The 13596-nt window shown below is 39.7% G+C and carries 11 protein-coding genes; 2 read left to right on the plus strand and 9 right to left on the minus strand.

Features of this window, described 5'->3' with window-relative positions:
* Both NSQ09_RS02660 and NSQ09_RS02665 read right to left on the minus strand, forming a co-directional pair.
* Positions 1-2154: a SpoIID/LytB domain-containing protein gene (locus NSQ09_RS02660; protein ID WP_095843985.1), complete on the minus strand. Its 2154-nt coding sequence runs from the start codon at positions 2152-2154 to the stop codon at positions 1-3.
* A 27-nt stretch (positions 2155-2181) separates the two neighbouring features.
* A complete protein-coding gene (locus tag NSQ09_RS02665; protein ID WP_015384797.1) occupies positions 2182-2505 on the minus strand; it encodes a hypothetical protein in 324 nt (107 codons plus the stop codon).
* A gap of 212 nt (positions 2506-2717) precedes the next feature.
* Between NSQ09_RS02665 and tagU the strand changes: the two genes are divergently transcribed.
* Positions 2718-3638: a polyisoprenyl-teichoic acid--peptidoglycan teichoic acid transferase TagU gene (tagU, locus tag NSQ09_RS02670; protein WP_144500506.1), complete on the plus strand. Its 921-nt coding sequence runs from the start codon at positions 2718-2720 to the stop codon at positions 3636-3638.
* 39 nt (positions 3639-3677) lie between these two features.
* Here the strand turns inward: tagU and wecB are convergent, their stop codons facing one another.
* The 5 genes from wecB to NSQ09_RS02695 all read right to left on the minus strand — a co-directional run bounded on the left by wecB (position 3678) and on the right by NSQ09_RS02695 (position 9755).
* A complete protein-coding gene (gene wecB / locus NSQ09_RS02675) occupies positions 3678-4820 on the minus strand; it encodes a non-hydrolyzing UDP-N-acetylglucosamine 2-epimerase (protein WP_017695321.1) in 1143 nt (380 codons plus the stop codon).
* 22 nt (positions 4821-4842) lie between these two features.
* Positions 4843-6057 carry a hypothetical protein gene (locus NSQ09_RS02680; protein ID WP_341030525.1) on the minus strand — a complete coding sequence of 405 codons (1215 nt, stop codon included), beginning with the start codon at positions 6055-6057 and terminating at the stop codon, positions 4843-4845.
* The gene (locus NSQ09_RS02685; RefSeq protein WP_341030527.1) at positions 6047-6757 is read right to left on the minus strand and encodes a glycosyltransferase family 2 protein; all 711 of its coding nucleotides are present in this window, start codon (positions 6755-6757) and stop codon (positions 6047-6049) included. The genes NSQ09_RS02680 and NSQ09_RS02685 overlap by 11 nt, the downstream gene beginning before the upstream one ends.
* 75 nt (positions 6758-6832) lie before the next feature.
* Complete coding sequence (locus NSQ09_RS02690) at positions 6833-8353, minus strand: glycosyltransferase (RefSeq protein ID WP_129137973.1); 1521 nt, start codon at positions 8351-8353, stop codon at positions 6833-6835.
* A gap of 34 nt (positions 8354-8387) precedes the next feature.
* Positions 8388-9755 carry an alpha-glucosyltransferase N-terminal domain-containing protein gene (locus tag NSQ09_RS02695; protein WP_129137974.1) on the minus strand — a complete coding sequence of 456 codons (1368 nt, stop codon included), beginning with the start codon at positions 9753-9755 and terminating at the stop codon, positions 8388-8390.
* 340 nt (positions 9756-10095) lie between these two features.
* Between NSQ09_RS02695 and galU the strand changes: the two genes are divergently transcribed.
* Positions 10096-10974: a UTP--glucose-1-phosphate uridylyltransferase GalU gene (gene galU / locus NSQ09_RS02700; protein WP_003227944.1), complete on the plus strand. Its 879-nt coding sequence runs from the start codon at positions 10096-10098 to the stop codon at positions 10972-10974.
* 38 nt (positions 10975-11012) lie between these two features.
* On the opposite strand, the gene tagH is transcribed toward galU, so the two are convergent.
* A complete protein-coding gene (gene tagH, locus NSQ09_RS02705) occupies positions 11013-12596 on the minus strand; it encodes a teichoic acids export ABC transporter ATP-binding subunit TagH (protein WP_095843989.1) in 1584 nt (527 codons plus the stop codon).
* A gap of 19 nt (positions 12597-12615) precedes the next feature.
* Positions 12616-13443: a teichoic acids export ABC transporter permease subunit TagG gene (gene tagG / locus NSQ09_RS02710; RefSeq protein ID WP_014665585.1), complete on the minus strand. Its 828-nt coding sequence runs from the start codon at positions 13441-13443 to the stop codon at positions 12616-12618.
* Positions 13444-13596: the final 153 nt, after the last annotated feature.

Raw genomic sequence — 13596 nt, forward strand, 5'->3', positions numbered from 1 at the left:
TTAATAGCTTGATAGAGTTGTTCCCGGATAGTAAAAACTTAAAATTGTTGTATAAGATTGTCCGGCAGCTGCTCTGGCATTGGCTCCGTACTGACTCATGCCTATGCCGTGTCCGTATCCTTTACCGCTAATGAGAAAGGCGTTTGTATTGCTTGAGACAGAAGCATATGTACTCTTCATATTGGAAGCGCCAAGCATCGTTCTCAGCTCTGTTGCAGGTACAGTAATTGTTGCTGTTTTTTCACTGAGGCTTCCATTTGACAGGATATAGCCATTTGATTTTTCTTTCACGAAATATGAGAATGTGACGCTTGCTGTTTCCGGCCGCTGACCGGCAGTTTTCTCCGTGCTGAATTTCACACTGGATATTTTCGTGATTTTGATAGACTCGGCATTGCTGTATTTATTTTTAATAAACCAGCTTTTCAAACCGCTCAAATATGATGAGTTTGTTTCATTTTTAGAGCTCCACCATGAATCCGGGCTTTTCAGATTCAGACTGCTCTTATCAAGCTGGGTTTTATTTAAAGACAGAGACCAGCTGATTTGCGGGTCGTACGTATCTTTTTTGGCGATTAAATAAGGAAGCTGGCTGCTCCACACCTCACCGCTCGCTTCTGTGTAGCCGCCGTTGCTTGAGGAATACGTAGCAGAAATCAAATTCCCATTGTATTTCAAAACTTTTCCTTTTGTAGCTTCGACCACTTCTGAAGTTTTTGAATTCCAGTCATATCCGCCATATACCTGAAAAGCGGTGGTGTCTTGTACTTCTTTTCCGGCCGAACTGATGGAATAAGTTCTCGCTGCGACAGCTTGGGCTTTAAGCGCTTCTTTCTGCCAGCTGGCCGGCATTTCATGAGGAACAACACCCTTTAAATAATCTTCAAAGGGGATATTCACATTGATTGGCCGAACATATTTGCCTGACTCTATTGTAAATTTCATGTTTCCGAGATATGGCGTTCCGTTCAAACTGATAGAATTTGTAGTTGCATATTTTTTAGGCTGTGCTGTAAAAGACGTTCCAAGCGACTTGATTGCAGTACTGTTTTTATAAAGCACTAGGTTTCCGCCGGTTAACTTGACTGTATATCCAGTTCCTGCAAAAGTATCTGCCAGTTTGTTCTTTAGCGTATCACTGATGGAAATGCTTCCTCCAAGCAGCGCAAATGACTGAGTTCCTTTTGACGCTACTACATCAGCGACTGGTGACGGCAGGCTGCCTGATTCAACCAGCAGTAAAGGGCTTCCCTGCTTTGCTGCAAGCACAGATCCCGTCAATGCATCCGCGAATGTTTGGCCGTTTGACATAAATACCTTTGTTGCTTTCATATTTAATTCTTTAACGATATTGGCAGATACCTCATATCGGGAAACGCCGCCAATCCGTTTCACAGTTGCCTTCTTTTTTAATGCAGCTTCCACACCAGTGCTGACACTCAACGGACCGCCGACAATTGTAACCTTGCTTGGAATTTTGTAATCACTGCGGATGTTATTGTCTCCCGCAAGTAAAATCGGATAACCGTTCATTGCAGCATATGGCGCGATTGACAGGGCATCCGTAAAGACCATGCCTGTGGCCACTACTGCCTGGCTGTAATTCCCCATCCGATCGGCTATGTTTTTAGAAACCTCGTAACGGGTTGCTCCGCCAATCCGATCGATAGAACCATATTTTTTTAATGTATTTTCTACATTTTTAGAAACACTGATTGTCCCGCCAATGATGAGAATATTGTCAGGATTTAATTTTGCAATTTCGCTTTCTGTTTTTGGTGTTAGCGAATCTGCGTCTGTTAATAAAATCGGTGCATCGTACTTTTTGGCAAGCGGGGTTGCTGAGAGCGCATCGGCAAAAGCGTCCCGATTCACAATGACCACAGTCGTTGGATTTGTCCATCCGGCAGAGGCGACATTATTGGCAACATCAAAACGGGTTGCTCCTCCATATCGCTCCGTATCCGCAATTCTTGAGCCGGGAATTTCATATCCGCCTGTGATATCGACATCCAAACTTGATTTGCTGCCTACATAATTACTCAGCTTAACCGAAATGGTTTTATCAGCGGCTTTCGCAGTCTGCATAAACGCCGGACATGCTACAGCCGCCGCAGTGACTGACGATAGAAGCAAGAGCTTCATTTTTTTCAAAACATGGAACCCCCTAAGAGTTTTTTATTACTTTGTCTCAAGATCCTTAAGCATTAAAGCGCCATTTGAATCTTTTGTATATTTGACAACAACTTTTTGCCCTTCTGAAATGCTGTTCATTTTGTCCTGAAGGTCTGAACCAACCTGAATCGACGTCTCTTTATCATCAATAGTGACTGCAATTGTATGGCTGTCTGCCAAACCGGCAAAAGTGCCTTCCTTCGTTACTGTCTCTTCTGCAGCTGCATCCTGGCTGTCTGAATTTGTTTCTGCTCCTGATGAGTTCTGAGCTGTGCCGCACGCAGACAAAAGAAGCAGCATTGAGAACATTAAAATAGCAATTTTTTTCATTCCTATATCACCTCTCCACTTTTTATCGACAATTTTAAGCTTATTTTAAGATTTCTTTCAAAACAACGAAAAATTTTTGCGGATTTTCTTAAAATACCGAAACATTTGTTACAAGGAGCCGTCTATTGTAAAGAATCAGACAAATTTTAGTTGTTTTCAAATATTAAGAAACTTATAATCGTACTAGATTACAAAAAAGCGAGGACTTTATTATGAGAGCTGAAAAAAGAAAGAAAAAAAGAAAGGCATTACTTGTCATTTTAGCCATTGTGGCCGTATTTGTACTCGGAACTGGCGGCTATGCATACTACTTATGGCATAAAGCAGCATCAACCGTGGCAAGTATTCATGAAAGCATTGATAAATCGAAAAAGAGGGATAAAGAGGTCAGTATCAATAAAAAAGATCCTTTTTCCGTCTTAATCATGGGTGTGGATGAACGCGACGGCGATAAGGGCCGTGCCGATACGCTCATTTATATGACCGTTAACCCAAAAACGAATACAACCGACATGGTCAGCATTCCGCGTGACACGTATACAAAAATTATCGGAAAAGGCACAATGGATAAAATCAACCATTCATACGCTTTCGGCGGCACGCAGATGACGGTAGACACTGTTGAGAACTTCCTCGATGTCCCGGTTGATTATTTTGTGAAAGTGAACATGGAAAGCTTTAGAGACGTTGTTGATACACTTGGCGGCATTACAGTTAACAGCACATTCGCGTTCAGTTATGACGGTTATTCGTTCGGCAAAGGAGAAATCACGCTGAACGGAAAAGAAGCGCTCGCTTATACCCGGATGAGAAAAGAAGATCCGAGAGGCGACTTCGGACGCCAGGACCGCCAGCGCCAAGTCATCCAAGGTATTATTAATAAAGGCGCTAATATTTCTTCCATCACGAAATTCGGAGATATGTTTAAAGTTGTTGAAGATAATGTGAAAACGAACTTGACCTTCGATAACATGTGGGATATCCAGTCCGATTACAAAGGTGCGCGAAAACATATTAAACAGCACGAACTAAAAGGTACAGGCACGAAAATCAATGGAATTTACTACTACCAAGCTGATGAAAGCGCCCTTTCCGATATTACAAAAGAGCTGAAGGACAGCCTCGAAAAGTAAAACAAAAAGAAGCTTCGCACAATGTGCAAAGCTTCTTTTTTATTTGCCTGTAAATGAATCCGGTTGTTCTTTCCGGTACCCATAATGAAACAGCAATTCTTCCACAATCCGGCGGGAAGCCTCTCCATCTCCATACGGATTAGAAGCCTGGGACATTTTCTTGTACTCATCAGGATCAGTTAACAGCTGTTTTGCCAGCTGATAAATGTTTTCCTCATCCGTCCCTGCAAGTTTCAGCGTTCCCGCTTCCACTCCTTCAGGCCGTTCCGTCGTATCACGCAGAACAAGAACCGGTTTCCCGAGAGATGGGGCTTCCTCCTGCACGCCGCCCGAATCTGTCAATATAAAATGCGATTTCGCTGCAAAGTTATGGAAATCAATCACCTCTAAAGGTTCAATCAGATGCACTCTGTCAGAATCACCAAAATGCTTCTGAGCCGCTTCCCGGACAACAGGATTCAGGTGCACAGGGTAAACGACTTGTACATCTTCAAATTCCTCTACAATTCTGCGGATGGCCTTGAACATGTTTTCCATTGGCTCACCCAAATTTTCCCGGCGGTGAGCGGTCAAGAGAATCATTTTATCCTCACCCACCTGATCGAGAACAGGATGTGAGTAACCATCCCTAACCGTTGTGTTGAGTGCGTCAATCGCTGTATTGCCCGTTACAAAAATAGAGTCGGCCTTTTTGTTTTCTTTTAATAAATTGTCTTTCGCCTGGCCTGTCGGAGCAAAATGCAAATCAGCAATCGCCCCTGTCATCTGTCGATTGAGCTCTTCCGGAAACGGGGAATACTTATTCCCTGTACGGAGCCCCGCCTCCACATGACCGACAGCAATTTGATGGTAAAAAGCGGCTAGGCTTCCGGCAAACGTCGTCGTCGTATCACCATGGACAAGCACAATATCGGGTTTGATATCTTTAAACAACTCATCCAATCTTACAAGTGCGTTAGACGTAATCTCTGCCAGTGTCTGCCGCTCCTTCATAATGTTCAAATCGAAGTCAGGCTTGATGTGAAACGCATCTAACACCTGATCGAGCATCTGTCTGTGCTGTGCAGTTACCGTTACATAGGAATCTATTTCAGGATATTTTTTCAATTCAAGCACAAGCGGTGCCATCTTGATCGCTTCAGGCCTGGTTCCGAAAACGGTCATCACTTTTAGTTTTTTCATATTTGTCACCTGGTTTCTTTGTTTAACGGGCTGTTAGATAGAATTTCGATTGGTCCGATTGTATAAATAGATCTACTTTCTTCTTTATTTTAAAGCACCATAGCTTTTTTTCAATATTTTTACTGCAAAAGTACACACTGACATCCTTTTTCGGAACCAATGTGGTTTTATAAGAATTAATGGATAAAACAATATTGGTGTTTTGTAAATAAGCCGGAGCAAACTTTTGCTGAACGAGATTCCGATCAACCTGTATCACTGTCCCATCAGCTGAACTGATTTGATTTTTTATTGGTATTAAAAACTCTTGGTTATTGCATTCGAGCAATAATAAAGATTGCTTCGGGAAAAACAATTGGCTTCCAGGAAATACGAACGTTAAATGCTGGTCCGAATCATTATCTCTGAATTCGACTTTCAGAACTTCCTGCTTTCTGATATCCACCGACAAATTATCATAGGTTTTAGTAAAGTACGGCCGTGCGCTGAAAGCATATTCCCCGTTATTCCCAATATATTTAGCATGTTTGGAATAAGGATACGGTTCTCTGCTGCTGCCAATTCGGACGCGTTTTTTATAGCCGTCTATCCCCGATTCAATAAAGAAATCCCAAACACCAATATCTTCTTCATGAATAGCCAAATCAGTAAACTTCGTGAGAAATTCAAATTCTCCGTCCTTGGAATACACTGGAGAAATGATTTTTTCAGTTTTTCTATCACGGTGCACCCAAATGCCGTATAAAGTTTGCATAGCTTGATGCTCTGGTTGTAAAGCCGTGTGGGTAACCGACCCTCTTAATGTGAAAGTGTTGTCCTTCATTTGAAATTCGCTCACGTAATGACTGATTTTGTTTCTGTCATCAACAATCCGTTCATTCTCTGCCAAATGATATGAGATAAGGCTGGGATAGTTTGCTATGATATGACCATTTTTAACTGACGTATATTGGGCCATATTTTCTTTATCAGCTTCAAACTGCTTTAAGCCCTTTAGGTCATTATGGCGTACAAAGTGTAATTTTAACCGCGTATGAGAATGAACAAGTTTATCAATTTCCCGTGGTATATTTTGTTCAACAAAATGATGCAGCTCTGTCATCCATGTTTGCTGCTCCCGTTCGTCCTCGATTGTTACGGTAAAGTCCGTTGTTCTGGAAAAATCAAAATGACGATTCAAAAATTTCGCCATAAACTTCATTTTGCGATTATGTGAAAGACGGCTATTACGAATCATATCTATGATTACCTTCATTGCGCCATAGTAGCTTTGGGGCGCAACCAACGTATGCAAACGTCATATGCTCGCCGTCATGCTGTACAGCATAGTAATAATCATAATCGGCCAAGACAGAAATTTTGTCCGCTTCTAAATAAGCCTGCATGACAAATACCTGATCCTCTGTAGCCTGTATATTAGAGGGGAAATATATGTCATGCATTCTAAGCAGTGAAACTTTAAAAAGTTTTGTCGGTCCTATTGAGTAAACAAGCGGAGATTTTACAAGATCCGCCTCAGGTTTCGTTTCCTTAAAAATAGCTTGCGGGACCGATCTGCCGTTTACACCGACCATTTTCCCAAGCACAATATCTGAATCATGCTGTTTTGCAAATTGATACATTCTCTCGAACGCTTCGATTCCTACATAATCATCGGAATCAATAAAAAAAATGTATTCACCGTTCGCAGCACGTATCGCTTGGTTTCGCGGCTCCCCCGGCCCTCCCGAATTTTTTTCTCGTTCTATAATCGTTATATTAGAATACTGTTCACTGTACTTTTTTAATATTGAAACCGTGCCATCCTGTGAACAATCATCTACACAAATAATTTCGTACTCATTATTCGGCATGGTTTGTTGAACCAGACTATCCAGGCAGCGGGAGATAAAATGTTCTGAGTTGTATGTGGGTACTGCTGCAGTGATTTTCACCATGACACCTCTATCCTTATCCGCTTCTATTTCATTCGCAAAAGCTCATATAATGAACAAAAATGGTGCAAAAACGTACTATTTCGTTATTTCAAATACTTCTTCCCATCTTTCAAATAATCGGGCTTCACTATATTCAGTATCCATTAAGTTCTTTGCGTTTTTTCCATATTGAATGGCTCTCTCAGGGTTGTCGTACAAATAAATGATACTTTCAGCAAGCATGTCAATATTATCAGGTTCTACAAGCATTCCCGTTTCGTGTTCTTTTATGAGCTCCCTCGGGCTGTATTTCACATCAAAACTGATAACAGGGGTTGCGCACGAAAACGATTCACAAATCGCGAGACTAAACCCCTCAAATTTTGATGTTAATAATGTAGCAAGCGCCTGCTGATAAAATGGAGCGGGATTTGCGACATACCCTTTTAAATGTACATTATCTAACTTAAGATCATCGATCAATTGCTGGTATTCCTCATAGCTGGGACCGCTGCCATATATATTCAGGACAATATCCGGCCGGGATTTTTTTACGATTCCCATTGCTTTTATGACCTTATCGATCCCTTTTTCCTCATGATATCTGGCCACCATGACAAACTCGTTTTTCTTTTTTTCATACGTTTGTAATTTTTCAAGCCTTCTTGGTGCATGAGGAATAACAAAAATATTATTGTTCGACTCAAAATCCTTCATGATATCTTCTTTTTGTTCATTCGTTAATACGATCAGCCCGTCATAATCCTTAATATGCTCCATCGCATATTGATGATTGTTTCGAACTTTGCTGCCTAACGTATAAGGATAATCTAAATGATTTGAGTGAACACAGTAAAATCGTTTTGCCAATCCTGCACGCATTTCATTTACTTTTGAAGCACTTCCGACTCCATCACAGATGATAATAGGGTCCTTTTCTTTCTCACATAACGTTTCAAGCCAATGTGTATGAAACTGGTGCTTGTTTTTGAAAAATACAGCTTCCTTTTCATCACGGCCAAACAGCATAACTCCTTGACTGGCTCCTGTTTTAAAATGGTACCATTCTGTTAAATAACAGAAACCGTCGGGTGCTGTGTAGTGAATTTGATTGATTTTTCCGCTTCTTGTATCGAAAATCACAGTTTTATTTACATAACCGCCATGAAAGAATTCTCGCTTTGTCATTTGCATATTTTCATTGAAATGATCTACATATAAAAGATTATCCGACTCATCCCATTTTTTCTTTTTTATATATAAGCCATTCTTGAAGTATTCCGTTTCTAATTTTTCCTCATTATGATACGCAGCATATGGTTCTTCAAAGCGATTACGATTTTGATCATAGTAACTTTGCTGCACTTCTCCAATTTTTATATGCTTATGCTGATTTTTATAGTCATCATAAATATTGAGGATATTTACATCAGCATGCAGCCTTCCAGCGCTCTTCAACACTTGCTCAATTTGATCATAATTTTCTTTATAATCAAGTGTAACCAAATCGATTTTATGGCCGCGCTCCGCAAATGTAAAAGATCTTGACATCATAGAGCTTGTAATGCCGCCTTTTTCAATGTCTATTTCATATATAAGTGAAAAGATCCTTCTCATCTTCAAGCTCCTTCTTCTGGTAAAACCTTGTCTGCTATTTTTTTACAAACAGCCGTTTCATTAATTTTCTCCGAAATCCCTCGGCAGTCTGAACACGCAAATAATTATTTTCTTTTTCTAAAGTAACTTGCCAGCCTGAAATACTTTGTTCTGATAATGGAATTTCCTTTGAATCGGTTATTCGCACACCTGATGCAAAGAAGCTATTATCCCACTCGGAACAGAGATACAATTCAATGGTGGACAACTGATCTAATACAGAGTGAACACGAAGTGTACCGCTTACGGTAAATATTAGTTCTTCCTCGCTGTTTACTTTTGCGTTAAACGTGCTTTCAGTGCCGCTCTTTTTATTTTTTAACTTCCAATACATTTTATGGCGGCCAACAGAATGGGGAGGAATGCAGCCTTTAAATTCAACCTTGGCTGACAAATATAAATTGGATTTTGATTGCCATTCTGCCATTAACAGCTCAACATTCATATCCTTCAATTGATTATTAAATGGCACCTGATCTATTAGTTTGTCCACAAAACGCTTGCGGGTAAACGGCTCTTCAGAAACGTAATAAATATTTGTGCGAGGCCCCGTATTTTTAATTATGTCATGATATCTCTTCAAGGAAGGAACCACGAAAGCATCAAGGTGGCCTATTTCCTTTTCAGGGTTCTCCAACATCTCATTCGTCTCTATAAAACCTAGATACATGGAAGAATATTCAACTGAAAGAGATTTTAATGTAGTATATAACTCAACTTCAGAAGTCATAAATAAATAATCCGCTTCCTTTATCAAGCGGCTCAGAAAATAACGGGCAAGTTCATTTTCTGAATACAATACACTGACTATATTCTCTTTTTCGTCAAAAATGACAATTTTTTCAGTTGTTCCATCATTCTTATACCATTTTGTCATATAACAAGTGCCATCTGCCCTTAAATAAAGATGCTGCTTCGGTTTGTTAGTGTCCAGATCCATGTACATTAAGCTGTGTACATATCCAGACAAATCATATTCTTCCCTTTTAAATCTTTGCCTGCTTTCATTAAAGTAATCAATGACAGCAAGTTCTCCTGATGCTGTAAACCTTTGATATTTAATATAACGTCCATTATTGTAATAACGATAAATTGGCTTATTTGGTTCTTGAATATATGTTAAACCGTCTTGTTCAATCGGATGCTTGATTTTATCTTTCTGAGGTTCAGAACCTTTAAAGTAGCTGTACATATTAATAACAGCAGTATCTTTAAAAGAAGAAGGCCCATTGGGCTCATGATGTAAAGTGACAATTTCCATTGGATAATTCCAATCGATCGTATTGATACTAAACTTTTTTGCAGCATTCAGCTCTTGACAAACAAATGCTAATTTTGGAGTAGAAACCTTAATCGTCATCATCTATTTATTACCTTTCGAATAAATTCGTACAGTCACATTTTCAGAACTACATTATATCACTTTTGCTGAGCAGGCTCTAGAGATGAAGAAGCTGTTATGTTTCTTGAAATACCGGATCAGGTGAAACTGTTTTATCTATCAATTAATGATATTTTTTTGTATTTCCTCGACCCCAAAGTCACTGAATTGACTCTTGTTTAATATTGGTTTTTCTTATATGATTAAATGTGTTTAACAGAATGAAAATAGGGTATTGATGAGAAAAGAAACTCAAACATTTTAAATACTCAGCATTCAAAAGAGTGACCCTAAATCTGTTCTTAAGGAAGGTGCTTTGAAATTGAAAAAAGTACGTAAAGCCATAATCCCTGCCGCAGGTCTCGGAACGAGATTCTTGCCGGCTACGAAAGCAATGCCGAAAGAAATGCTTCCTATCGTTGATAAACCTACCATTCAATACATAATTGAAGAAGCTGTTGAAGCCGGTATTGAAGATATTATTATCGTAACAGGAAAAAGCAAGCGTGCGATTGAGGATCATTTTGATTACTCTCCTGAGCTTGAAAGAAACCTAGAAGAAAAAGGAAAAACTGAGCTGCTTGAAAAAGTGAAAAAGGCTTCTAACCTTGCTGACATTCACTATATCCGCCAAAAAGAACCTAAAGGTCTCGGACATGCTGTCTGGTGCGCGCGCAACTTTATCGGCGATGAGCCGTTTGCGGTACTGCTTGGGGACGATATTGTTCAGGCTGAAACACCAGGGTTGCGCCAATTAATGGATGAATATGAAAAAACACTTTCTTCTATTATCGGTGTTCAGCAGGTGCCTGAAGAAGAAACACACCGCTACGGCATTATTGACCCGCTGACAAGTGAAGGCCGCCGTTATCAGGTGAAAAACTTCGTTGAAAAACCGCCTAAAGGCACAGCACCTTCTAATCTTGCCATCTTAGGCCGTTACGTATTCACGCCTGAGATCTTCATGTATTTAGAAGAGCAGCAGGTTGGCGCCGGCGGAGAAATTCAGCTCACAGATGCCATTCAAAAACTGAATGAAATTCAAAGAGTGTTTGCTTACGACTTTGAAGGCAAGCGTTATGATGTTGGTGAAAAGCTCGGCTTTATCACAACAACTCTAGAATTTGCGATGCAGGATAAAGAGCTTCGCGATCAGCTCGTTCCATTTATGGAAGGTTTACTAAACAAAGAAGAAATCTAAACAAAAAGGCTATTGGACATTCATCCAATAGCCTTTTTTTATTTCAACATCAAAGTCAGTGTATGCTCTTCATTATCAACTGCAAAAACCTGATCATCTGTATTCACAAGAAAACGCTTCTTACTGCTGTCATACAATACATAGCTATCACTTAAGGATAGTGACGCCGGGTTGATAGGAGAAATGTTATGAAAAATAAGCTCTGTTGCTTTATCATTCTCCAGCACATAGCTGATTTTTTCATAATCAAAATCTAACGTTTTTCTGCCGTCAGCCGTATCCCCTTCAGTATATCCATTCAATTTGGATTGAATGCTGGTTCTGCTGTCTCCCAGGAATTTCAGAAAGTATTCATAGGAAGATGCTGCGTTTTGCGAGACATAAGACGTAAATGCAGCAGCATGCAATTCAGCATGTTTCATGTTAGTTGCAACAGCGCTCTTTTTCACAAAATAAGACTGTCCGTTAAACTTTATTTTCGCTGCTTGTTTGCCTTTTGCAGCTACTGTCACCTCGGTACCGAATGGCAGTGTAACGTCAGCTTTCTGTTTCAAATCCTGGTCCTTATAAACAAACGCTTTTTCATCTGCTATAAACCCTTGCTTATTGACTGCAGTTAATTGTTCCTCTGTCTTGCCCTTTGCATCGCCATGATGGTTCTTCACTTCATTTTGCGGAATAGCGCCAAACGAAGCAATTGTACGAAGCGGGGCATTAAAGAACATCGTTCCTGCCATGAATACAGTCAGGATAGACAAAATAGCAATTTGAACCGCATTAGCCAATGATTTCGGCTTTTTCTTCTTATTGCGGAAACGGGCAAACACTTCAGGATCTTCTTTCTTCCTCTCTTCCGTCTGCTCTTTTTTATATGCCTCTTTTTCTTTTTTAGACAGCTTATTAAACCAGTCGATAAACGCTTTATACTCTTTCACAACCGTTTTTGTTTCATCAAACATACGAAGCTCGCCATAGTGCATCCAAGCAACACGGTCACACATCTTTTCAATCTGACCGATTGAGTGGCTGACAAAGAAAATCGTTTTTCCTTGCTTTTTAAACTCATTTATTCTGTCTACACACTTCTGATAAAACGTTTGGTCCCCCACAGAAAGCGCTTCGTCAATAATTAAAATGTCAGGGTCAATATGCACGGAAATCGCAAAACCGAGACGTGATTTCATCCCGCTGGAATAGTTTTTAACCGGCTGATTAATAAAATCGCCAATCTCTGCAAACTCAACGATACTGTCATACATATCATCAATTTCTTTATTGGTTAACCCCATCATCAAACACTTGAGCCGGACATTGTCCCGGCCCGTTAATTGGTTATTTAAACCGGCAGCAATCGCAATCAGCGACGGCTGGCCGTTCATTTCAATTTCACCGCTGGTCGGCGGAATAATTTTAGCCAGCAGGTTAGACATGGTTGATTTCCCTGATCCGTTTATCCCTACAAAGCCGATTGTCTCTCCCTCATACACGTCAAAGGAGACATTCCGCACAGCAAAAAAACCATTATCCTTAGCCGGAAAAAACAACCCTTTAATCTTGTCCGATTGTTTTTTATACAAATGATATTGCTTTGAAACATTTCGAAACGAAACTTTTAGTTTCATCGTACAATCTCCTTACGTATTAAAGAAAGTCAACAAACTTGTCTCTGAATTTCATATGCAGAATAGAACCCACTAATAATAAAAGGAATGTGAACAGCCAGAAATACAGCGTGTATTTCATATCTTGGAAAAACCATTTTCCGTCTAAGAAGCTGTTCCTAAATCCTTCTATCAGATAAAAAATCGGATTCAGCTTAAGCACAGGCAGAAGATTCGGGTGATTTTTCCCGAGCTGCTCTGAGATATTCCAAAAAATCGGAAGTAAAAAGAACAATAATCTGGTTACGGCCTGCAGCAGAAATTGATAATCTCTGACAAGCACACTGATTGTAGAGTTAAACAAACTAAATGAAAACATAAACACAATCATGCAGATTAAATAGTAAATATATTGTATCCAATGCAAGCTAGGGTAAACACCGCTTGCTAAAAGGACAATGACATAAACACCCATCATTACAAAATAACTAAATAAATTTGAAGCAATCACGACAGAAGGCAGTGAACTAATCGGAAAATTCATTTTCGCAACCATATTGATCCGTTTAAATACACTGTTTGATCCATCCAGAATCGTCGGGCTAATAAAAAACCACGGGATCAAACCAGCCAGCATCCAAACAATAAAAGGCACTTCTCCAATACCTGTTATGACTGGCTTGCTGTTACGAATCCCCATACCAAATACAAACCAATACGCCAGCATTTGAATGAGAGGATTGAGAAACTGCCATAATACGCCAAGATAATTCATCTGATACTGAGACTTTGTCTCATACGAAGCTAAGCGCAAAATTAAAGGAAACGATGTCACTTGCTCTTTTACGATTCTTACTAATGCATTCATTGTTTATCTTCCTTAGACTTAAATGATTTTTTGGATCTTTCGGTTAAAGAAATTTGAAAGCACCGGTGAATATTGTAACAGATATTCATTCATTTTTCATGTAATAGTCGACAGACCCACTTGTTAATTTAAAAATCCAATATACAACTAATA

Origin of the sequence: Bacillus sp. FSL W8-1202 (assembly GCF_038006165.1) — a bacterium.
Lineage (GTDB): Bacteria > Bacillota > Bacilli > Bacillales > Bacillaceae > Bacillus > Bacillus subtilis.